This window comes from Streptomyces sp. NPDC055287, from assembly GCF_053646035.1.
Genome location: NZ_JBSHNE010000032.1, coordinates 46,595 through 68,107 on the forward strand (window position 1 = coordinate 46,595; position 21,513 = coordinate 68,107).

18 protein-coding genes are annotated in these 21,513 nt (G+C 72.2%); 8 read left to right on the plus strand and 10 right to left on the minus strand.

Annotated elements, in window-relative coordinates:
- Window positions 1–28: 28 nt before the first annotated feature.
- Window positions 29–643 (minus strand): hypothetical protein, encoded by a 615-nt coding sequence (locus ACWIHY_RS31790; protein ID WP_454379572.1) that lies wholly within the window; start codon window positions 641–643, stop codon window positions 29–31.
- Between the two features lie 314 nt (window positions 644–957).
- Here ACWIHY_RS31790 and ACWIHY_RS31795 point away from each other — a divergent pair, with 314 nt between their 5' ends.
- The 5 genes from ACWIHY_RS31795 (at window position 958) to ACWIHY_RS31815 (ending at window position 7,106) form a co-directional block, all read left to right on the plus strand.
- The gene (locus ACWIHY_RS31795) at window positions 958–2,805 is read left to right on the plus strand and encodes an ABC transporter substrate-binding protein (protein ID WP_454379574.1); all 1,848 of its coding nucleotides are present in this window, start codon (window positions 958–960) and stop codon (window positions 2,803–2,805) included.
- 3 nt (window positions 2,806–2,808) lie between these two features.
- Complete coding sequence (locus tag ACWIHY_RS31800) at window positions 2,809–3,879, plus strand: ABC transporter permease (protein WP_454379575.1); 1,071 nt, start codon at window positions 2,809–2,811, stop codon at window positions 3,877–3,879.
- Complete coding sequence (locus ACWIHY_RS31805) at window positions 3,876–4,793, plus strand: ABC transporter permease (protein ID WP_454379577.1); 918 nt, start codon at window positions 3,876–3,878, stop codon at window positions 4,791–4,793. Before ACWIHY_RS31800 ends, ACWIHY_RS31805 begins: the two co-directional genes overlap by 4 nt.
- Window positions 4,790–5,794, plus strand: a complete 1,005-nt coding sequence (locus ACWIHY_RS31810; RefSeq protein WP_454379579.1) for an ABC transporter ATP-binding protein — start codon at window positions 4,790–4,792, stop codon at window positions 5,792–5,794. The genes ACWIHY_RS31805 and ACWIHY_RS31810 overlap by 4 nt, the downstream gene beginning before the upstream one ends.
- A 295-nt stretch (window positions 5,795–6,089) precedes the next feature.
- Window positions 6,090–7,106, plus strand: coding sequence for an ABC transporter ATP-binding protein (locus ACWIHY_RS31815; protein WP_454379581.1), 1,017 nt, complete (start codon window positions 6,090–6,092; stop codon window positions 7,104–7,106).
- 47 nt (window positions 7,107–7,153) lie between these two features.
- Here ACWIHY_RS31815 and ACWIHY_RS31820 read toward each other — a convergent pair whose 3' ends face one another.
- From ACWIHY_RS31820 to rimP, 9 genes are all read right to left on the minus strand, one after another.
- The gene (locus ACWIHY_RS31820) at window positions 7,154–8,125 is read right to left on the minus strand and encodes a bifunctional riboflavin kinase/FAD synthetase (protein ID WP_454379583.1); all 972 of its coding nucleotides are present in this window, start codon (window positions 8,123–8,125) and stop codon (window positions 7,154–7,156) included.
- Between the two features lie 34 nt (window positions 8,126–8,159).
- Window positions 8,160–12,053 carry a serine protease gene (locus ACWIHY_RS31825; protein ID WP_454379584.1) on the minus strand — a complete coding sequence of 1,298 codons (3,894 nt, stop codon included), beginning with the start codon at window positions 12,051–12,053 and terminating at the stop codon, window positions 8,160–8,162.
- A gap of 240 nt (window positions 12,054–12,293) precedes the next feature.
- Window positions 12,294–13,196, minus strand: coding sequence for a tRNA pseudouridine(55) synthase TruB (truB, locus tag ACWIHY_RS31830; protein WP_454379585.1), 903 nt, complete (start codon window positions 13,194–13,196; stop codon window positions 12,294–12,296).
- Window positions 13,193–13,660 (minus strand): 30S ribosome-binding factor RbfA, encoded by a 468-nt coding sequence (gene rbfA / locus ACWIHY_RS31835; protein WP_454379586.1) that lies wholly within the window; start codon window positions 13,658–13,660, stop codon window positions 13,193–13,195. Before rbfA ends, truB begins: the two co-directional genes overlap by 4 nt.
- A gap of 33 nt (window positions 13,661–13,693) precedes the next feature.
- Window positions 13,694–13,987 (minus strand): DUF503 domain-containing protein, encoded by a 294-nt coding sequence (locus ACWIHY_RS31840; RefSeq protein WP_454379588.1) that lies wholly within the window; start codon window positions 13,985–13,987, stop codon window positions 13,694–13,696.
- 151 nt (window positions 13,988–14,138) lie between these two features.
- Window positions 14,139–17,285 (minus strand): translation initiation factor IF-2, encoded by a 3,147-nt coding sequence (gene infB, locus ACWIHY_RS31845; RefSeq protein WP_454379590.1) that lies wholly within the window; start codon window positions 17,283–17,285, stop codon window positions 14,139–14,141.
- Window positions 17,286–17,432: 147 nt separating this feature from the next.
- A complete protein-coding gene (locus ACWIHY_RS31850) occupies window positions 17,433–17,717 on the minus strand; it encodes a YlxR family protein (protein WP_454379591.1) in 285 nt (94 codons plus the stop codon).
- 75 nt (window positions 17,718–17,792) lie between these two features.
- Window positions 17,793–18,797: a transcription termination factor NusA gene (gene nusA, locus ACWIHY_RS31855; RefSeq protein WP_454379593.1), complete on the minus strand. Its 1,005-nt coding sequence runs from the start codon at window positions 18,795–18,797 to the stop codon at window positions 17,793–17,795.
- A 2-nt stretch (window positions 18,798–18,799) separates the two neighbouring features.
- Window positions 18,800–19,297 carry a ribosome maturation factor RimP gene (rimP, locus tag ACWIHY_RS31860; RefSeq protein ID WP_454379594.1) on the minus strand — a complete coding sequence of 166 codons (498 nt, stop codon included), beginning with the start codon at window positions 19,295–19,297 and terminating at the stop codon, window positions 18,800–18,802.
- 154 nt (window positions 19,298–19,451) lie between these two features.
- Between rimP and ACWIHY_RS31865 the strand changes: the two genes are divergently transcribed.
- The 3 genes from ACWIHY_RS31865 to ACWIHY_RS31875 are packed head-to-tail and all read left to right on the plus strand — an operon-like array spanning window position 19,452 to window position 21,369.
- Window positions 19,452–19,958, plus strand: coding sequence for a hypothetical protein (locus ACWIHY_RS31865; protein ID WP_454379595.1), 507 nt, complete (start codon window positions 19,452–19,454; stop codon window positions 19,956–19,958).
- Entirely contained in the window at window positions 19,955–20,416 is a 462-nt protein-coding gene (locus tag ACWIHY_RS31870) for a ferritin-like domain-containing protein (protein WP_454379596.1), read from the plus strand. The genes ACWIHY_RS31865 and ACWIHY_RS31870 overlap by 4 nt, the downstream gene beginning before the upstream one ends.
- A gap of 59 nt (window positions 20,417–20,475) precedes the next feature.
- Window positions 20,476–21,369 (plus strand): aminoglycoside phosphotransferase family protein, encoded by an 894-nt coding sequence (locus ACWIHY_RS31875; RefSeq protein WP_454379598.1) that lies wholly within the window; start codon window positions 20,476–20,478, stop codon window positions 21,367–21,369.
- The last annotated feature ends 144 nt before the right edge of the window (window positions 21,370–21,513 follow it).

Sequence of the window (21,513 nt, forward strand, 5' to 3'; positions counted from 1 at the left end):
AGTCGGTTCCGTAGCGTACGAACGGTGGTCAGCGGCGGTTTCTGCCGACCAGGTGGGCGAGACCCCAGGCCGCCGCCGCGGCGACCACGAGGCCGAGCAGGCTGATCGGCCAGCTGTCGCCCCCGTTGCCCCACCATGCCTTGGCCGGGATCAGGGCGTCGGCCTGCATCATGTTCCGGAAGGCGTACATTCCGGCGTCCATGGTCACGAACACCACGGCGTTCGTGAAGCCGAAGAAGGCACCGAGCACGGCCACGACGGCGCCGCAGATGTGGGCGCCGGTCCGCCGGTGGCCCACCAGACCGACCAGTGCGCCGACGGCGGCTCCGTTGACGAGCGCGTGGAGCACGTAGAGGACATAGACCGTGTTTTCGGACTGGTCCCGGTACGTGGCGTAGACGATGCCGCTGTACACCAGCGAGACGACTACCGAGGCGAGGAAGCCGAGGCAGAACGCGCCCACCGGGTTGCCCGACCTCCGTTGCGGCCCGTGCGGCCCCTGGTGGGGATAGACCGGCTGCGGCGTGAACTGTCCCGGCGCGGCCGGCGGCGGGGCGCCGAACCCCTGCGGGGGCCCCGGGGGCTGCTGGGGTACGGGTGGCTGGTTGCCCGGGTTGTACTGGGGCTGCCAGGGCTGGCTCATGAAGGGGGTCCCCCGAGAAGCAGATGGTGGAACCGCCCAAATTACCAAACCGGATCACGCACGCCCCGCGGGCGCTCACAGTCTCCGCCAGACCCTCACCAGTAAGGCAACAAGGGTGTAGACCAATGAGGGCGCGCGCCGCTTCCGCGGTGCGCGCCTTTTGTCGTTCGGTCTGCTATTCCCGCAGTACACACGGGGTTTCGGACATCGTTGACGCGGCCGGACCGGCGCTGGTAGACCTTCGCTTCACCAGCTGGACATCAGTGATCAACACGCCTTCTCCGTGCGAGTGATGACGCGAGGTCAAACGTCCCATGGACACCACAACAGTTCCGCGCAATGCCCGGCCCTCCCCCCGAATCCGTACGCTGTTCGCCGTCGGAGCCACCGCCCTGGCCCTGGCCGCCGGAGCCGCGACCCCGCTGAATCCCGCCCCGGCCCAGGCGCGGGCGGACGGCTCGCGGACGCTGACCGTCGCCGTGTCGCAGAGCGTCGACTCCCTCAGCCCGTTCCTGGCCCAGCGCCTGGTCTCCACCACCGTCCACCGGCTGATCTACGAGAACCTGACGAACTACGACGCCAAGGACAACCACGCGATCCCGGGTCTCGCCACCAAGTGGGAGCCGTCACCCGACAAGCTCACGTGGACGTACACCATCCGTGAGAACTCCAGGTGGTCCGACGGCAAGCAGGCCACCGCGGAGGACGCCGCCTGGACGTTCAACACGATGATGAAGGACGAGGGGGCGGCCACCGCCAACGGCAGCTTCGTCGCCAACTTCAAGAAGGTCACCGCGCCCAGCCCCACCCGGCTGGTCATCGAGCTGAAGAAGCCGCAGGCCACCATGGCCGCGCTCGACGTGCCGATCCTCCCCCGGCACGAGTGGGAGAAAGTCGGCGACTTCTCGAAGTTCAACAACGACAAGAAGTTCCCGGTCGTCGGCAACGGGCCCTTCGTCCTCACGGACTACAAGGTCGACCAGTACGTCAAGTTCAAGCCGAATCAGAAGTTCTGGCGCGGCGCCCCGAAGTTCGACGAGCTGGTACTGAAGTACTACAAGGACGGTGACGCGGCCGTCGCCGCGCTCCAGAAGGGCGAGGTGTCCTTCGCGGCGAACCTCACCCCCGCCCAGGCCGCGTCCCTCGCCAAGGCCAAGAACATCAAGGTCAACGACGCCCCGGGCCGCCGCTTCTACGCCCTCGCCACCAATCCGGGCGCCAGGTCGAAGGACGGCAAGAAGTTCGGCGACGGCCACCCCGCGCTGCTGAACCCCAAGGTGCGCCAGGCGCTCTTCGCCGCCACCGACCGCAAGGCCATCATCGACAAGGTGTTCCAGGGGCACGCCGTCGAGGGCGAGGGCTACATCCCGCCGCGCTTCTCGGCGTACCACTGGAAGCCGACGGCCGACCAGAAGGTCGCGTACGACCCGGCCAGGGCGGCCGCGCTCCTCGACGAGGCGGGCTACAAGAAGAACAAGGCGGGCAAGCGCGTCGGCAAGGACGGCAAGCCGCTCGACTTCCGCATCCTGTGCCACGCCACGGACCCGAACGACAAGGCCATCGGCAAGTACATGCAGGAGTGGTGGGGCGACCTCGGCATCGGGCTGAAGGTCGACTGCCTCGACAACGTCTCCGACCCGTGGCTGGCCGGCGAGTACGACCTGGCCTTCGACGGCTGGTCCGTCAACCCCGATCCGGACTTCGTCCTCTCCATTCACACGTGCGCCGCGCTGCCGTCCACGCCCAAGGACACCGGTGCGACGGACAACTTCATCTGCGACAAGAAGTTCGACGAGCTCTACGCGAAGCAGACCGCGGAGTACGACGAGGCCAAGCGCGCGGGCCTCGTCCAGCAGATGCAGTCGCGGCTGTACGACACGGGATACATGAATGTCATGGCGTATCCGAACGCGGTCGAGGCGTACCGTACCGACCAGATCAGGGCGATCACGACAATGCCCGAGTCCGGCGGCAATCTGTGGGGCCAGGACGGCTACTGGAGCTGGTGGTCCGCCGTGCCCACCGAGGTCGACGACACCTCCGGCGGGAGCGGCTCCTCCACCGGTCTCCTCATCGGCATCGGCACGGCCGTCGTCCTCGCCGCCGGGCTCGGGGTCTTCGTCGTCATGCGCCGCCGCTCCACCGCGGAAGACCGTGAGTAGTCCATGAGCACTGCAAGCACCACCCCCCTCGCGGAGGGTGCGGCCGACGGCCCGGTCCCGGTGAAGACCGGGCCGTCCGGCCCCCGCGCCCGCTCCGCCCGTGCCTATCTGCTGTACGTCGCCGGGAAGCTCGGCGGCGCTGCCGTGTCGCTGTTCGCCGTACTCGTCACCAGCTTCTTCCTCTTCCGGATCATCCCCGGCGACCCGGTGCGCACCATGACGCACGGTCGTCAGGTGTCGGCCGAACAACTGACCTCTCTGCGACGCCAGTTCGGGCTCGACCTGCCGGTGTGGCAGCAGTTCACGGACTACTGCGCCAAGGCGCTGAGCGGCGACCTCGGCGTCTCGTACCAGTTCCACGCGCCGGTCGGCGAGCTGATCGCGGAGAAGCTGCCCGCGACCCTGCTGCTGACCGGCGTCGCCGTCGTCATCTACTCGGCGCTCGGCCTGTGGCTCGGCACGCGCTCCGCGTGGAACCACGGCCGGCTCGGGGACAAGGTCAGCACCGGCGTGGCCCTCACCCTGTGGTCCGTGCCGTCGTTCTGGCTCGGACTGCTGCTGATCATCACCTTCTCGGTGGGCATCGGCCCGATCCCCGGCATGTTCCCCACGGGCGGCATGGAGACGGGCGGCGAGACCGGCTTCGCGTACGTCGCCGACGTGGCGCACCACATGGTGCTGCCCGTCGTCACCCTGGTGGCGGTCGGGTACGCGCAGACGCTGCTGGTCATGCGGGCCTCGCTGCTCGACGAGATGGGCAGCGACTACCTGACGACGGCGCGCGCCAAGGGGCTGCGCGACGACCTGGTGCGGCGCCACCACGCCGTACCGAACGCCCTGCTGCCCACCGTCACCATGGTCTTCATCAACCTCGGACATGTGGCGGCCGGTTCGATCCTCGTCGAGACGGTCTTCTCCTGGCCGGGGCTCGGCGGGCTCTTCTACCAGGCGCTGAGCGTGCCCGATCTGCCACTGGTGCAGGGACTCTTCGTGGTCTTCGCGGGCGCGATGATCGTGATGAATCTCCTCGCCGACCTGCTCTATCCGCTGCTCGATCCCCGGGTGGGCCGATGACCTCTCCGACTACTGCCGCCCAGACCGCCTCGTCCCTCGCGTGGGCGCGGCGCCGCAGCTCCGTGGCCCGGTTCTGGCGCTCGTACCGTACACACCGGGCGGGCCTCTTCGGGCTCGGCGCCCTGGCCGTGATCGCACTGGTGGCGCTGGCCGCGCCGCTGCTCGTCGGCAGCGACGTACAGAGTGTGACGAACGCTCCGGGTGCGGCGCTGGAGTCGCCCAGCGGCGCATTCCCACTCGGGACCGACCAGTTCGGGCGCTCGTTGCTGGGGCTGCTGATCTGGGGTGCGCGGATCTCCCTCACGGTGGGGCTGATGGCTGCGGCGCTGTCCGTGGCCATCGGTACGCTCGTGGGCATCCTCGCCGGGCACTTCGGCGGCTGGTTCTCGACGGTGGTCATGCGGATCACCGACTGGTTCCTGGTGATGCCGACGCTGGTGCTCGCGATCGTGCTGGCGACGGTGATGTCGCGCAGTGTGTGGACGGTGATCCTGGCGATCGGCGTCACGAGCTGGCCGACGACGGCGCGGCTGGTGCGGGCGCAGACCCTGGCGGTCGAGTCGCGTCCGTACATCGAACGGGCTACGGCGCTCGGCGGCGGCCACGGGCACATCATGAGCCGCCACGTCCTGCCGAACGTCATGCCCCTGGTCCTCGCCCAGACCACGCTCGGCATCTCCAACGCCATCCTGACCGAGGCGACGCTCGCCTTCCTGGGCCTGGGCGACCCGGACGTCGTCTCGTGGGGCGGCATGCTCCAGGACGCGCGGGAGGCGGGCGCGGTGTCGGCCGGGCACTGGTGGTACCTGGCGCCGCCCGGCATCGCCATCGCGGTGGTCGCGCTGGCGTTCACGCTGTGCGGGCGCACGGTGGAGTCCGTTCTGAACCCGAAGCTGGGGGTGTCGGCCCGATGAGCGCACAGGGCCCGTTGCTGGAAGTGAAGGACCTGCACGTGACGTACGGGGCCGGGACACGGGCCGTACGGGGTGTGGACCTGACGCTGTCGGCCGGTCAGAAGCTCGGCGTCGCGGGCGAGTCCGGCTGCGGAAAGTCGACGCTGGCGCTGGCGCTGCTGCGGCTGCTCCCCGCGTCGGCCAGGCTCAGCGGGGAGATCCTGCTCGACGGTGAGGACGTCCTCTCGATGAAGTGGGGACGGCTGCGGGCCGTGCGGTGGGCGGGGGCTTCGATCGTCTTCCAGGGCGCGATGCATTCCCTGAACGCCGTGCACCGGATCGGGGAGCAGATCGCGGAGCCGGTCCTGCTGCACGGCAAGTCGACCGCGGCCGCGGCGCGGCGGCGGACCGGCGAACTCCTGGAGCAGGTGGGGCTGCCGGCCGGGCGCGCCGACGCGTATCCGCACGAGCTGTCCGGCGGGCAGCGGCAGCGCGTGATGATCGCGATGGCGCTGGCGTGCGATCCGCGGCTGATCGTCGCGGACGAGCCGACGACGGCGCTGGATGTGATGATCCAGGCGCAGATCCTGCGGCTGATCGAGCGGCTGGTCGCGGACAAGGACATCAGCCTGCTGATGATCAGCCACGATCTGTCGGTGCTGGCCGACACGTGCGACCGGCTCGCGGTGATGTACGCCGGGAGGGTGGTCGAGGAGGGCCCGGCCGACCAGGTCTTCACCGACGCGCAGCATCCGTACGGACTGGCCCTGTCGGCGGCGTTCCCCCGCATCGGCGACCCGGCCTCCCGCCGGGCCCCGCGCGGCCTGCCGGGCGACCCCCCGGACCCGTCGGCGCTGCCGCCCGGCTGTACGTTCCACCCGCGCTGCCCGGTCGCCCTCGACGAGTGCGGGACGGAGGACCAGCCGTTGCGGGAGGCGGGCGCGGGGCGGCGAGCGGCGTGCGTGCGGGTGGGGGCGGCGGTGCCGGCGCAGGCGGCGGTACCGGAACCGCCGTTGGCGTGAGCGGGGGCCTTGGGCGGGTGCGCCGGTTGCCGCTGAGGAGGGGAGCCGTCCCCTCGGAGCCACTGCCGGCCACCGCGCGGGGCCTTCCCCGAAGCTGCTGCAGGCCGACGTGCGGACGCGTTTCCCCCCGGAGCCACCTGCCGCCCGCCGCACAGAGGCTCACTGGGACCGCGCACTTCGCCGCCGCGCGGGGCTTCGGCGGACCCGCGACCGCCCCGCACCGCCGGCCACCACCCTTCCCCCACTCCACCGACCCGGCCACCCGCCCACGCGCCCATCCGCCCCGGAGCCAGACATGAGCATCGCCACCCCACTCCTCTCCGCCGCCGGACTCCACGTCGCCTTCCCCGGGCGGCGTGGCGCGGCCACCGCACGGGCCGTCGACGGCGTCGACCTCGACATCCGCCCCGGCGAGATCGTCGCGCTCGTCGGCGAGTCCGGCTGCGGCAAGACCACGCTCGCCCGCTCCCTCCTCGGCCTCGTCCCGCCCACCTCCGGCCAGGTCACCTTCGGCGGCGTGCCCCTCGACTACGGCTCGCGCTCCCTCAAGGCGTACCGCAAGCGCGTCCAGCTCGTACTCCAGGACCCGAGCGGCTCGCTGAATCCGCGTCACACCGTGTACGACGCCGTGGCGGAAGGCCTGCGGATCCACGGTTACGCGGGTGACGAGCGCGAGGCGGTCGCCGGAGCACTCTCGCGGGCCGGGCTCAGGCCCCCCGAGCGGTTCTTCCTGCGCTACCCGCACGAACTCTCCGGCGGCCAGCGCCAGCGCGTCGTCATCGCCGGCGCGCTCGTCCTCGAACCCGAACTCATCGTCGCCGACGAGCCGGTGGCCTCGCTGGACGCTTCCGTACGGGGGGAGATCCTGGCCCTGCTCCTGTCGCTGCGCGACGAACTCGGGCTCTCGGCGCTGGTGGTGACCCACGACCTCGGTCTCGCCTGGAACATCGCGGACCGCGTGGCGGTGATGTACCTGGGCCGGATCGTGGAGACCGGTCCCGCGGAGAAGGTACTGACGAACCCTCAGCACCCCTACACGCGCGCCCTGCTGTCCGTGCTGCCGGAGTCCGGCGAGACACCGGTCGTGCTCACCGGCGAGCCCCCGGACCCGTCCCGCGTCCCCGGCGGCTGCCGCTTCCACGCCCGCTGCCAGGTGCTCGCCTCCGGTGAGGCCGAGCGTGCGGGCGTCGCCGCGGACTGCCGTGCGACGCTCCTGCCGGTCCTGAACGGCGGCGACGAGGCGCAGGTCGCCTGCCACTGGGCGGCGGCCCGCGTCACCGGGACCGAGGCCACCGAGGCCGCCGAGGCCTGACGGGCAGAGGGCGCGCGGGGCCTGCGAGGCACGCGAGCCCCGCAGGGCTACTGGGCTCGCCCCTGCGCCTTCGCCTCGTACACCTCGATGAGCTCGCTCGAACGCTTCACATCCGCCCCGATGGCTTCCAGCAGCGCCTCGATCGACTCGAACTTCTCCTGGCCGCGCACGTACGCGAGGAAGTCCACGGCGACGTGCAGCCCGTACAGGTCGAGGCCCACCCGGTCGATGGCGTACGCCTCCACCGTCCGTTCCGTGCCGTCGAACTGCGGGTTCGTGCCGACCGAGATCGCGGCGGGCATCTTCTCGCCCTCCACGGTCAGCCAGCCCGCGTACACGCCGTCGGCGGGAATCGCGGTGTGCGGCAGCGTCTCGACGTTCGCCGTCGGGTAGCCGAGCTCGCGGCCGCGCTGCGCCCCGCGCACCACGACGCCCTCGACACGGTGCGGCCGGCCCAGGATCTCCGCGGCGCCTTCGACGCCGCCCTCGGCCACGAGCCGCCGGGTGAGCGTGGAGGAGAACGGCTCACCACCGCCCGCCTCGCCGCTCACGTACAGGTCGACGACCTCGAGCTCGTAGTCGTAGGTCCGACCGAGCTCGGACAGGAACGCCACATTGCCGGCCGCCCGGTGCCCGAAACGGAAGTTGGGGCCCTCGATGACCGCCCGTGCGTGCAGCTTGTCGACCAGCACCTTCACGATGAAGTCGGCCGGCGAGAGCTTCGAGAACTCCTGGGTGAACGGCAGGATCAGCAGTGCGTCCACGCCCAGCTCCGCCATCAGCTCCGCCCGGCGGTGGTGCGGGGCGAGCAGCGGGGGGTGGCTGCCGGGGCGCACGACCTCGCTCGGGTGCGGGTCGAACGTCACGACGACCGACGGCACGCCCAGCTCACGGGCTCGCTCGACCGCGCGACCGATGATCAGCTGGTGCCCGCGGTGTACGCCGTCGTAGGAGCCGATGGTGACGACGCTGCGTCCCCAGTCCTGGGGGATGTCCTCCAAGCCACGCCAGCGCTGCACTGTGACCGCTCTCCTCGTCCGAACTCGAACCCGATTACGCAGGTCTAAGACTGCCATGCCCACGGGGTGCGGCTCGCATCGGCATGGGAGAGCCCAGGCTCTCGACCGTCCGGCGGGTGCTCGGCCCCACCACCGCCGCCCACTCGTGCGGCGCCGTGACCAGCCACCCGGCGACGAGCGCCGCGAATTCGGGGACCTCGCGGGCGAGCCCGGCCAGCAGCCGGTCGAAACGGACCGCTCCCTCGGTCGTACGGACCAGAAGCATGCCGGTGCGGTGTACAAGGTCCCTGGTCCGTGCCTCGCCCCTGCGCCGGGCTCCGGTGCCGGCGGCCAGCAGCACCGCCTCCAGGGCGCCGAGGTCCCGCGCCGCGCACATCCCGCTCTCCCCGTGCCGCACGTACTGCTGCTCGCACTCCAGGAGTACGTCGAGCAGCTCGGCCCGCAGCGCCCGCGACGCGCGGCTGCCGGGCGCGGCGAGGACCGGGGCGAGGACGCGCCGCACCTGGCCGGGGTGGTCCCTCAGCAGGCCCGCGACCAGCGGGAAGAGGACGGCGCGGGCGCCGGGTCCGTGCTCGAGGCGCCGGTCCACGTACGCGGCGGCGTGCGCGGCCCCGGCAGGGTGACGGTCGACGTACTCACGGACGAGGTCGGCGGCCCGGCGGGCGAGGACAGGGCCGCTGACGTCGGCGAGCGCGCGCAGTACGTCACCCACGCCCTCTCCTCCAGCCGCCAGACATGCCCGGAAGGCGTCGAGGACGGGCTCCGGGTGGGTGGGGAGCGCGGCGGCGAGGGCGGCGGCGGGCAGCGGCGATGCCTCGTCGCCGAACACCGTCAGGGCCCGGGGCAGATAGAGCGACCGGGTGTCCGGGTCCCGTACGAGCACGCCCAGGGCAGGACCGTGCAGGACGCCGTCCCCCGGCCGCGTGAGCAGCGCGAGCGCGGCGTACCTGAGCAGCTCGCGGTCGGCTTCGGTGGTGACGTGCGGCGCGGCGGCGGGCCCGTACAGGGCGGCGGCGACCCGGCGGGCCGGGCGCTCGTCGTCATGGGACCAGCGGTCGACGGCCCGGCAGAGCGCGGAGGGCTCCTCCTCGGCGAGCGCGGCGAGGAGCTCGTCGGCGCGCGGGTGCGCACTGTCGGCCAGGGCCTCGGCCAGATCGTCGACGGCGAGCTCACGGCGGGCGTAGAGCAGCGCCTGGGCGACGTCGGCGACGGTGGGACGTACCTCGGCGTCGTCGGCGGCGGGCAGCGGCCGCTCGTCGTCGAACCATTGGCAGAGCATGGGCTGCACGGTCCGTGGCGCGGCCTCGATCCGGCGCGCGACCGCGTCGAGATACCGTCCCTGCGGCGGTACGGGCCCGCTTCCCGGGGCACCGTCGGCGGGCAGGAGCCGCCGCAGCAGATCCATCCGCTCGCCCTCCGCCACGCGCAGCCGCTCCCAGAACCCGGGCCCGAACTCCCCCAGCGCGCCGAGACCCCCGGGCCCACCCCCCTGGACCGACCGCCGCGTGACGCTGTCGGCCAGCACCCGGAGCACACCCAGGTATCCCCCCGCGTCGGGCACCCGCGACAGCACCTCCCTCAGGAGCCGGGCGGCCCGCCCCACCTCTCCGGCGCACACCGGCCCGGCCACTCCGTCGGACGCCGGCTCCGGCGGGAGACCGCCCACCCGCGTTCCTGCGCAGGCCGGCGCCATCGGCACACCAGCCACAGCCCCCCACTCCCGCGCACAACCGGGCGCCGCATCGCCCGCACGCGCCGGGGCGAGCACCGACCCCGCGGTCGCATCGCACTCAGCCGCCCCGAAGCACGCCGCGACCGCCGGGACGGGGAATCCCGGGCCGCTCCCGGTACCCGCCCCGGCCTCGGCGACGGGCCGCACCGGCGCCCCGCCTTCCAGCGCGTGGACCAGGCCCATCAGCCTGCGCGACACCGCGGGTGGGCCGTGCAACCGGTGCCGGAGCAGCAGGGCCTGCACCACCGGCCCGACGCGGTGACGCGCGACGGGCAAGGAACGCGCCGGGCCGGTCGCGCCGGTCGCACGCGCCTCGGCGACGACCGGTGCGGCGGGCTCGTGCGCGCGGGAGGAGGAGAAAGGGGCCGGGGGCACGCCGCCCGGATCACGGACGGCGTGGACCAGGCTGTGCAGCGCCGCGTCGATGTCCAGGTGCGCCGCCTGGAGCCAGTCGGCGAGCTCCTCGTGGACGAACCGGTAGCCGCTGCCGGCCGGCTCCAACAGGCCCTCCGCCAGTACCGCCGACGCCCACCCCGTGTGCCACGGAAAGACCTCATCGAACGACTCACGGTCCAGTCCCCCGTGCCCGGCCGCCGGACACCGCCGCGCCGCCTCGTGCACCCGGCCCGCCACCCTCGCCGCCATCCGCCGCACCGCCGCGCCCCGCGGCGCCGGCCGGGCCGCCGCCAGCCGCACCGCGACGCGCAGGCACATCAGGTCCAGGTACGCGGCGAACACGTCCTCGCGCGAAGGGTGCCCCGGCGCGTCCTCCGCCAGCGCCTCCCGCACCTCCGCCAGCAGCCGCAGCGTCAGGGGATGGCGGGCGTCGGAGGGGTCCGCGAGCGCGCCGTCCGGGATCGCGTACCGCTCGCGTGCGCGCAGCGCCTGCGCCTCGGTCAGGTTCCCGATCCGTACGGCGGGAGGCAGCCCCGGCCAGGGCCGCGCCGGCCGGTGCAGCGCGCCCTCCGGGTACTGCGCCCCCGCCGCCTCCCAGTGCTCCGCCCGGCACGCCACCACCAGCCGTGCCCCGGTCGCGCGCAGCCAACTCACGGTCCCCGCCGTCCAGTCGGGCAGCCGGTGGGTCAGCGCGGGCGGCATTTCCTCGGGGTCGTCCAGCAGAACGAGCAGGGGCCGGCCCGCGTCGCGTGCCAGCCGCGCCACCCGCTCCGGCGTGGCGCCCTGCGGATCGCCGCTCCCCTCCCCCGACGCGGCGACGGTCCGCCCGGCTTCCTCGAGTGCCCGCCCCACCGCGTCCGCGACCGACGCGTCACCGGCCCGCAGGTCGGCGCCGCGCAGCCGGAGCGTCGGGGCCGGGTCGGGGCCGTCGGCGCGCCGCCGCGCCAGTACGGCGAGTTCCGTCGTACGCCCGGCCCCGGGCTCTCCGACCAGGGCCAGCACCCTCGCACGGCCGGCGACGGAAAAGGCCTCGAACTCCCTTGCTACGTCCGGCCGTTCCACCGGCTCACGCCATCGATCCTGCCCCGCCCCATCGGCCGTCCCGGCCGATGCCTCTGCCAGTCGCAGCGCGCCCGCGAGGTTGAGGTCCGGCCCGTAGCAAGGCACCGTGGCCGCGTTCCGCCGCAGCAGCTCCGCCAGCGGGCCGTCGGGCGACGCCGCTGCCGCCGCCCGCAGGGGCACGGCGAACCCCGCCGCCCGCTCCTGCGCACACAGTGCGGTGCCGAGCACGGCCAACACCGCCCCCGTCTCCGCGTCCAGGACCGGCCCGCCCGCCGCCGGGCCGCCGAGCCGCAGGGCGTCGCTGCCGGTCGTTCCCATCGCCAACTCCACCGTGTGGTCGATGAGATGGAAGCGGTCGGTCGCCGTGTAGGTGACCGGAACCGGCCTGAGGACCCGCGCCTCCCGCCAGCCCCCGGCCGCGAGCCGTACGTACGTGCCCGTCCCGATCCGCTCCCGCGCCGCGACGGGAACCGGCCGTACGCCGAGACCCTCGGTCCGTACGAGCGCCAGATCCGTCTCCGGCAGCGGGACGATCGCGTCGGCCTCGGCCAGGCAGGTCCGCTCCCCCGGCGCGTGCAGGACGACCCGGGTCAGGCCGTCGACGGCCTCGTGGCTGGTGACGACGGTGCCGAGCTCGTCGGCGACGAACCCGGTGCCACGCGGGCGCCCGGCCAGATCGCGGATGTGCACCAGAGTGACCGCCGGCAACGGCGGCAACGGCGTCTCCCGTACCGCCATCGCCGAACCTCCCACCGTGCCCCGTGGCATCGACGGTAGGTCGGCGGTGATCAGTAGGAGAAGGACGCACGGCGAACGCGCCCCCATTACCCCCGTGGTTCACTCCGAGCGCCCGCCCAATGGGGTGAATCGGCGGTGCGGGCCGGAAAGACTTCCGGAGGGGGATCGTGGAGCGGACAGCCGACGGGCTGCCCGCTCCACGATGGGGGTCCTGCTCATCCCCCGGCGATCCCCGTCGCCTCAGCCGAACACGGCCAGGCTCTTCGCCTTGCCCCGGTTCTCCTCGACCAGCGCGAGGAACCGCCCCTCGGGTCCGAAGACCGCGACGGGGCTGGTGTCGTACGCGGGCATGTCGAGCCGTACGCCGTTGGTCACCAGGCCCGCGCGCCGCTCGTCCACGTCCCAGCGCGCGAACGCGGCCGCGGCCGCGTCGGCGATGGGCATGACGGTGAGCTCCTCCTGGAGCTGCTCCAGGGTCTTCGCCGCGTCGAGCCCGTACGGGCCGACCCTGGTGCGGCGCAGCGCGGTCAGGTGGCCGCCGACGCCGAGACCCGCGCCGAGGTCGCGTGCGAGGGCGCGGATGTACGTACCGGAGGAGCAGACCACAGAGACGACGAGGTCGACGACGGGCGTCCCGTCCTCGGCCACCGCCTCGCGCACGTCGTACACCTGGAAGGACGAGACGGTCACCGGCCTGGCCGGGATCTCGAACTCCTCGCCCTCGCGCACCCGCGAGTACGACCGCTTGCCGTCTATCTTGATCGCGCTGACCTTGGACGGCACCTGCATGATGGCGCCGGTCAGCTCGGCGACGCCCGCGTCGATGCCTTCCCTGGTCACGCCGGAGGCGTCGACGGACGCGGTGATCTCGCCCTCCGCGTCGTCGGTGACCGTGGTCTGGCCGAGCCGGATCGTACCGAGGTACTCCTTCTCGGTCAGGGCGAGATGGCCGAGGAGCTTCGTGGCCTTCTCCACGCCGAGGACGAGGACGCCCGTCGCCATGGGGTCGAGAGTGCCCGCGTGCCCGACGCGGCGGGTCTTGGCGATCCCGCGCATCTTGGCGACGACATCGTGCGAAGTGAAGCCGGACGGCTTGTCGACAATGACAAGGCCGTCCGGCGTCGTGGTGGTGCGCTTGTTCATTCCGCGGTTTCGCCCTCGTCCTCGGCTTCGTCGTCGGCTTCGTCGTCCTCGGGCTTGCGGTACGGGTCGGCCTCGCCGGCGTACGTCTTGCCCGTCGACACCTCGCGCACCTCGGCGTCCTTGGCGCGCGCCTTGTCGAGGAGGTCCTCGATCGTGCGCGCGTTGTCCGGCAGCGCGTCCGCGACGAACGCCAGCGACGGCGTGTGGCGCACACCGGTCTGCCGGCCGACCTCGGAACGCAGGACGCCCTTGGCGCTCTCCAGCGCGGCGGCCGAGGCGGCGCGCGCTTCGTCGTCGCCGTACACCGTGTAGAAGACCGTGGCCTCCCGCAGGTCACCGGTGACCCGGGCATCCGTGATGGTCACGAACCCCAGTCGCGGATCCTTGATTCGCCGGTCCAGGGTCTCCGCGACCACGACCTGGATGCGATCGGCCAGCTTGCGGGCCCGCGCTTTGTCGGTCACCGGTCCGTCTCCTCTTTCTGCTTCTGCTGAACTTCAGTCTTCGTCAGTGTGCAGCCGCCGCCGTACCGACAGCAGCTCCACCTCGGGCCGGGCGGCGACCATGCGCTCGCACCGGTCCAGTACGTCTGTGAGATGCCCTGTCTCGCCTGATACCACCGCCACGCCGATCTCGGCCCTGCGATAGACATCCTGATCGCCGACTTCCGCCACACTGACTGCGAACTTGCGCTGCAGCTCAGCGACGATCGGGCGTACTACGGAACGCTTCTCCTTCAGCGACCGTACGTCGCCGAGGAGCAGGTCGAAGGACAGTGTCCCCACATACATGTGTGTCCGGATGTCCCGCCGGTTCGGGGTCGTGCCCCGCCAACCACTTGGCAGGGACACAAGAACCGTACACGCAACGGCCGGGGCCGCTCGACGGAAATAATCTCCGCCGGGCGGCCCCGACTGACGATGTACGGATCAGCTACACGGCTCAGCCGCGCGGCTTCTCGCGCATCTCGTACGTCGCGATGACGTCGTCGACCTTGATGTCGTTGAAGTTTCCGAGGTTGATACCGCCCTCGAAGCCTTCCCGGATCTCGGTGACGTCGTCCTTGAAGCGGCGCAGACCCTGGATGTTGAGGTCCTCGGCGATGACCTTGCCGTCGCGGATGAGGCGCGCCTTGGTGTTGCGCTTGACCTCTCCGGAGCGGACGAGAACACCGGCGATGTTGCCCAGCTTGGACGAGCGGAAGATCTCGCGGATCTCCGCCGTGCCGAGCTCGACCTCTTCGTACTCCGGCTTGAGCATGCCCTTGAGGGCTGCTTCGATCTCTTCGATCGCCTGGTAGATGACCGAGTAGTACCGGACATCCACGCCCTCGCGGTCCGCCATCTGCGCGGCGCGGCCGGCAGCTCGGACGTTGAAGCCGATGACGATGGCGTCGGAGCCCATCGCCAGGTCGATGTCGGACTCGGTGACCGCACCCACACCGCGGTGCAGGACCCGGATCTCAACCTCTTCACCGACGTCGAGCTGGAGCAGCGAGGACTCGAGAGCCTCCACCGAACCGGACGCGTCGCCCTTGATGATGATGTTGAGGTCCTGGACCAGACCGGCCTTGAGCACCTTGTCGAGGTCCTCGAGGGACACCCGGCGGGTGCGCTTGGCGAAGGCGGCGTTGCGCTCACGCGCAGCACGCTTCTCGGCGATCTGGCGGGCCGTACGGTCCTCGTCGACGACCAGGAAGTTGTCGCCGGCGCCGGGGACGTTGGTGAGACCCAGGACCAGGACGGGGGTCGACGGACCCGCTTCCTCGACGTTGTTGCCGTTGTCGTCGAGCATGGCGCGGACTCGGCCGTACGCGTCACCGGCGACCATCGTGTCACCCACGCGGAGCGTTCCGCGCTGGACGAGCACCGTGGCGACGGCGCCGCGGCCCTTGTCGAGGTGAGCCTCGATGGCAATACCCTGCGCGTCCATCTCGGCGTTCGCACGGAGGTCGAGCGACGCGTCCGCGGTGAGGATCACGGCTTCGAGCAGCTGCTCGATGTTGAGACCCTGGCGCGCGGAGATGTCGACGAACATCGTGTCGCCGCCGTACTCCTCGGCCACCAGACCGAACTCGGTGAGCTGACCGCGCACCTTGGTCGGGTCGGCACCCTCGACGTCGATCTTGTTGACCGCGACCACGATCGGCACGTTGGCCGCCTTGGCGTGGTTCAGCGCCTCGATCGTCTGCGGCATCACACCGTCGTTCGCCGCGACCACGAGGATCGCGATGTCGGTGGACTTCGCACCACGGGCACGCATGGCGGTGAACGCCTCGTGACCGGGGGTGTCGATGAAGGTGATGGCGCGCTCTTCACCGTTGACCTCGGTGGCGACCTGGTACGCACCGATGTGCTGCGTAATACCGCCGGCCTCGCCCGCAACGACGTTCGTCTTGCGGATGGCGTCCAGCAGTCGGGTCTTACCGTGGTCGACGTGACCCATGACGGTCACGACCGGCGGACGGGAGACGAGCATGTCCTCGCCGCCCTCGTCCTCGCCGAACTCGATGGAGAAGGACTCGAGAAGCTCGCGGTCCTCCTCCTCCGGGCTGACGATCTCCAGGATGAAGTTCATCTCTTCAGCGAGGAGCTTCAGCGTCTCGTCGGAGACGGACTGCGTGGCAGTGACCATCTCGCCGAGGTTCATCATCACGCCGACGAGCGACGCCGGGTTGGCGTTGATCTTCTCGGCGAAGTCGGTGAGCGAGGCACCGCGCGACAGGCGGACGGTCTGTCCGTTGCCGCGAGGCAGCATGACGCCGCCTACCGACGGGGCCTGCATGGCCTCGTACTCCTGGCGCCTCTGCCTCTTCGACTTACGCCCACGACGCGCCGGACCGCCGGGACGGCCGAACGCACCCTGCGTGCCACCACGGGCACCGGGGCCGCCGGGACGTCCACCGAAGCCGGGACGACCACCGAAGCCGCCGCCGCCACCGGGACGGCCCGCGCCGCCACCACCGGGACCACCGGGACGGCCTGCGAAGCCGCCGCCGCCACCACCGGGACCGGCCGGACGGCCTGCGAAGCCGCCGCCACCGGGACGACCGCCGCCGCCACCGCCCGGACGGCCACCGGGGCCGCCAGGACCGCGGCCACCGCCGCCGGGACCGCCACCAGGACGGGGAGTACCGGCAGCAGGACGCTGCGGCATCATGCCGGGGTTCGGACGGTTACCGCCCGGAGCGCCACCGGGACGCGGGGCGCCGCCCTGCGGACGGGGCATGCCGCCCGGGGAAGGACGTGCGCCACCCTGGCCCTGCGGACGCGGAGCGCCGCCGGGAGCACCCTGCGGACGCGGGGCGCCACCGGGGGCACCGGCACCGCCGGGACGCGGGGCGCCACCCGGACGGGGCGTCTGCGGACGCGCCATGCCGGTGGAGCCACCAGAGGTGAACGGGTTGTTGCCCGGACGGGGACCCGCGGGACGGGCGCCGCCGGGACGGGGGGACTGCTGGCCACCCGGGCGGGCGGGACGCTCGCCACCACGGCGGTCTTCACGCTGACCGCCGTCACGCTGGCCGCCGTCACGCTGACCTGCGTCACGCTGGCCGGCCGGAGCCGGACGGGCGGGACGGGGGCCGGGCGTGGCACCCGCGGGACGCGGGGCCTGCTGCGGCTGCGCGGGGGCGGCGGGCGCGGCCTGCTGGGCCGGCTCGGGCGCGGAGAACTCGGCCGCGGGCACCGGAGCCGCCGGAGCGGGCTTGGCCGGTGCGGGCTTCGGACCCGGACGCGGGGCACCGGACGGCGCGGACGCCGCCGGAGTGACCGGAGCCTCGGCCGCGGCCGGCTTGGGGGCCGGTGCGCCGGGCTTCGGGGCGCCCGGACGGGCCGCCTGTGCCGGGGAGGGAGCCGCCGGAGACGGCTTTGCGGGCGCTGCCTTACGAGGCGCACCCGGCTTTGCTGCGGACTTGCCGGCGTTGCCGCCGGGACCCTGCAGTGCGTCAGTCAGCTTGCGTACAACCGGCGCCTCGATCGTCGAGGACGCCGAACGGACGAATTCACCAAGTTCTTGGAGCTTGGCCATGACGACCTTGCTCTCAACACCGAACTCCTTGGCGAGTTCGTATACCCGGACCTTTGCCACTTCGCTCCTTTTAGGTCCGGGTTACCGCCGGACCGTCGCTACTTCATGGGCGTACTCATCGCGTACTCATCGAGTGCTCATCGCAATCTCGACCTACTTCCAACTCGCGAGGTACCTGACCGCACGGTTATCCGTGCCGTTCTCTTCTTACGGTGTTGCTGTTGCCTGCTCGACAAACTGGCTCAGTGCCGTTGTGCCGAGCGGTGCCCGGCCCCGAAAGGCCCGGGGAAACGCCCGGCGGCGGACCGCCAGGGCGAGACAGGCAGGGGCGGGGTGAATGTACGCACCCCGGCCGGGCAGCGTACCGCGAGGATCGGGAACACATTCGCCCTCGATCTCCACGATGCGCAGCAGTTCGCGCTTGGCCGCTCGCTCCCGGCATCCCACACAGGTTCGCTCAGGGCACACGCGGGCATGCGTCCGGCCAGACACTATTAAGTCTACCTCCCCGCGGCGACCTCACCCCATGGGGGCAAAAATCGAACGGTTGTTGTCGTAAAAACAGCCTCAGTCCTGGTCGGAGGACCGGCCCTCGGGCTGCTCGGTGTCGGAACGGATGTCGATGCGCCAGCCGGTCAGCCGGGCGGCGAGCCGGGCGTTCTGACCCTCCTTGCCGATCGCCAGCGAGAGCTGGTAGTCCGGCACGGTGACCCGGGCGGAGCGGGCCGCCATGTCCACGACCTCGACCTTGCTGACCCGCGCGGGCGACAGGGCGTTGGCGACCATCTCGGCCGGGTCGTCCGACCAGTCCACGATGTCGATCTTCTCGCCGTGCAGCTCGGCCATGACATTACGCACACGGCCGCCCATCGGGCCGATGCAGGCGCCCTTCGGGTTCAGGCCCGAGCGCGTCGACCGTACGGCGATCTTGGAGCGGTGGCCTGCCTCGCGGGCGATGGCCTCGATGACGACCGAGCCGTCGGCGATCTCCGGCACCTCGAGGGCGAAGAGCTTCTTCACCAGGTTCGGGTGGGTCCGGGACAGCGTCACGGACGGACCGCGCACACCCTTGGCCACCCGTACGACGTACGACCGAAGTCGCAGACCGTGGGTGTACTCCTCGCCGGGCACCTGCTCCTGCACCGGCAGGATGGCTTCCAGCTTGCCGATGTCGACGAGAACGTTCTTGGGGTCCCTGCCCTGCTGGACGACGCCGGTGACGACATCGCCCTCGTGGCCCGCGTACTCGCCGAACGTCCGGTCGTCCTCGGCGTCGCGCAGACGCTGGAGGATGACCTGCTTGGCGGTGCTCGCCGCGATGCGTCCGAAGTCGGACGGGGTGTCGTCGAAGTCCTTGGGCTCCTGGCCCTCTTCGAGGTCGGCCGGGTCTTCCTTCGCCCAGACCGTCACATGACCGCTGTCGCGGTTCAGTTCCACGCGCGCGCGGCGGTGGCTTCCCTCGGTGCGGTGGTACGCGATGAGGAGGGCCGATTCGATCGCCTCGACCATCAGGTCGAAGGAGATCTCCTTTTCCTTCGCCAAGCCCTTCAGGAGCTTTACGTCGATATCCATGGCTACGCCTCCTCTTCCTTCTTGTCCTTGCGGCTGAACTCGATCTCCACCCGGGCCTTGGCGATGTCGGCGAAGGCAACCCGGCGGGCGGTGGGCTTGCGGCCCTTCACGCCCGGCACTTCGAGGTCGAGCCCCTCGTCGTCCACGGTCAGAATGCGCGCGACCAGCTCGGTGCTGTCGTTCAGCGTGAGCTTCGCGAGGCGGCCGGTGGCCCGTACGTAGTGGCGGTGCTCCGACAGCGGGCGGTCGGCGCCCGGGGAGCTGACTTCGAGGACGTACTCGCCCTCGCCCATCGCGTCCGTCTCGTCGAGCTTCTCGGAGACGGCGCGGCTCAGCTCCGCGCAGGCGTCGAGTTCCACGCCTTCGTCGGAGTCGACGACGATCCTCAGCTGGCGGCGCCTGCCGGCCCGGGACACCTCGATGTCTTCCAGATCGAGGCCCTCCGCGCTGACCAGTGGTTCCAGGAGTGCGCGCAGCCTGTCGCTCTGGGTGGTGCTCATCCGGGTGACTCCTCGGCCGCGTGTGCTGTTGTGTGGATCGTCGCGTGTCAGATCAAAGGGTATCCGGTCCCGAGGGGTGTTGCCGTCAGCCTGCCGGGGAGCCGCAGGTACGCTCGCCTGCGGTGATCACCGCAGAGGCCCGAGGGAGACACAGGTGCGGCGCACGGAAACCACACGCAGGGGTGCGCTCGCGGCGACCGGGGCCGCGGCTGTCGCGCTGCTGACCGGCGGGTGTGCGGAGGATTCGGCTCCGCGGGGCCGTGAGGGCTCCGCCGATGCCGCGGCCGTCGCGGTGCGGGCCGAGGCCGGGCTGCGGAAGCGTTCCGCGCGGGCCAGGCGGACGCTGCTGGCGCGGTACGACGCCGTCATCGCCGCCCATCCCTCCGCCGCCGGGCGGCTGGAGCCGCTGCGCGACGCCGTGGCCAGGCAGGCGGACGCGCTGCGCGGCGGGGGTGCGGGTGTCCGCGCCGCCGCGCCCCCGGCCGTCGCCACGGAGCGCGGGGCCGCGCTGAAGGAGCTCGCCGCCGAGGAGCGGCGCGTGGCAGAGGAGCACACCGCGGCGCTCGTCGACGCTCCGCCGGAGCTGGCGCGGCTGCTGGCGTCCGTCGCCGCGGCCGGCGCCGCCCACGTATATCTGCTGACCGAAGGGAGCGACGGGTGAGCGGGACGCCGACCGCCGTGCAGGCGGTGGAGGCCGTGCAGGCCGCGCTGGCCGCCGAGCACGCCGCCGTGTACGGGTACGGCATCGTCGGCGGCCGCGTCGCCGAGACGCGCAGGGACGAGGCACGGGAGGCGTACGACGCCCACCGTTCGCGGCGCGACGCGCTGCAGCGGACCGTGCGCGACCTGGGTGCCACCCCGGTGGCCGCGGCCGCCGCGTACGCCCTGCCGTTCCCGGTGCCCGACGCGGCGGCGGCCGTACGGCTCGCAGCCGAGCTGGAGGACCGGGTGGCCGGGGTCTACTCCGACGTCGTACGCGCGGCCGGGGGTCCGCTCCGGCGCGAGGCGGCCGGGGCGCTGCGGGAGGCAGCGGTGCGGGCCGTGCGCTGGCGGGGACGCGGCGTAGCCTTTCCTGGGCTTGCCGAGCTGACCACCCCGGCCGTGAGCCGCAAGCAGTGAGCTTCGAGCCGGGTTTCGAACCGGCTTCTGAACGGGCTTTTGAAGGGGACACCACACGCATGCGTTTTGAAGCGCCGCAGCGGCTCGTACGAGCGCTCGGCGAGGCGTACCCGGACTCGGCCGCCGACTGGCTGGAACAGCTGCCCGAGCTCGCCGAAGAGGCCGTGTCCCGGCGGAAGTTGACCGTCGAGCGGGTGCAGAACCCCGGCGGCAGGAGCAGTCTGGTCGTCCTCGTGCGGCAGCAGGACGGCGCCCCCGCCGCGCTCAAGATCGCACCGGAGGCGGCCTGGCCCGCCCCGGAGCGCGCGGCGCTGGAGCACTGGAACGGCTGGGGCGCGGTCCAGCTGCTGAACGGGGACGCCGCACCCGGTGAACTCCTCCTGGAACGTCTGCACTCCGAGGTCTCGCTGCGCTCCCTGCCGGAGGCCAAGGCCCTGCTGGAGGCCGCCGGGATCGTACGCCGGCTGTGGATCGAACCGCCCCCGGCGCACCCCTTCGAGACGGTCGCCGAGCGGACGGACCGCCAGGCGGCGGCGATGCGCTCCGCCGACCCGGCGCTGGCCCCGCTGGTGGAAGCGGCTCTCGCGGCGCGCGACGAGCTGACCGCCTCCGCGGACGAACTCCTGCTCCTGCACGGCAACTTCAGGCAGGGCAAGGTACTCGCGGGCGACCGGGCGCCGTGGCTGGCCGTCGGACCCGATCCGCTGGTCGGCGAGCGGGCGTACGACCTGGCCCGGCTGGTCCGCGACCGGGTGGAGGACCTCGTCGCGACGGCGACGGGCGCGTCCGGGACCCGCCGCCGGGTGAACAAGCTCGCCGACTCCCTGGACGTCGACCGGGCGAGGCTGCACGGGTGGACGCTGTTCCGCGCGGTGGAGTCGGGCGTACGCGCGTCCGCGGCCGGCCGCCACCAGGACGCCGAACTGCTGCTGGAGTTCGCCGGCTGGCTGTAGCCGGGCTACGGACAGCGCCCGCAAGCACGAGGGGCCCCGCGCGATCGCGCGGGGCCCCCCCAGGGTGGGGGGGAAGGCTGGGGGCCGCGGGCCGGCGGGCGCTCCCCACCTCCGCCCTCCGCAACACCCCCAACCCCCAGCGGC

Excerpts from the sequence above, each read along its gene's own strand:
- ACWIHY_RS31825 (WP_454379584.1), bottom strand. The coding sequence starts at position 12,053 with ATGGCGGTACGGGAGACGCCGTTGCCGCCGTTGCCGGCGGTCACTCTG.
- ACWIHY_RS31790 (WP_454379572.1), bottom strand. The coding sequence starts at position 643 with ATGAGCCAGCCCTGGCAGCCCCAGTACAACCCGGGCAACCAGCCACCC.
- nusA (WP_454379593.1), bottom strand. The coding sequence starts at position 18,797 with ATGGATATCGACGTAAAGCTCCTGAAGGGCTTGGCGAAGGAAAAGGAG.
- rimP (WP_454379594.1), bottom strand. The coding sequence starts at position 19,297 with ATGAGCACCACCCAGAGCGACAGGCTGCGCGCACTCCTGGAACCACTG.
- ACWIHY_RS31800 (WP_454379575.1), top strand. The coding sequence starts at position 2,809 with ATGAGCACTGCAAGCACCACCCCCCTCGCGGAGGGTGCGGCCGACGGC.
- ACWIHY_RS31805 (WP_454379577.1), top strand. The coding sequence starts at position 3,876 with ATGACCTCTCCGACTACTGCCGCCCAGACCGCCTCGTCCCTCGCGTGG.
- ACWIHY_RS31795 (WP_454379574.1), top strand. The coding sequence starts at position 958 with ATGGACACCACAACAGTTCCGCGCAATGCCCGGCCCTCCCCCCGAATC.
- ACWIHY_RS31840 (WP_454379588.1), bottom strand. The coding sequence starts at position 13,987 with ATGTATGTGGGGACACTGTCCTTCGACCTGCTCCTCGGCGACGTACGG.
- ACWIHY_RS31810 (WP_454379579.1), top strand. The coding sequence starts at position 4,790 with ATGAGCGCACAGGGCCCGTTGCTGGAAGTGAAGGACCTGCACGTGACG.
- truB (WP_454379585.1), bottom strand. The coding sequence starts at position 13,196 with ATGAACAAGCGCACCACCACGACGCCGGACGGCCTTGTCATTGTCGAC.
- ACWIHY_RS31815 (WP_454379581.1), top strand. The coding sequence starts at position 6,090 with ATGAGCATCGCCACCCCACTCCTCTCCGCCGCCGGACTCCACGTCGCC.
- ACWIHY_RS31875 (WP_454379598.1), top strand. The coding sequence starts at position 20,476 with ATGCGTTTTGAAGCGCCGCAGCGGCTCGTACGAGCGCTCGGCGAGGCG.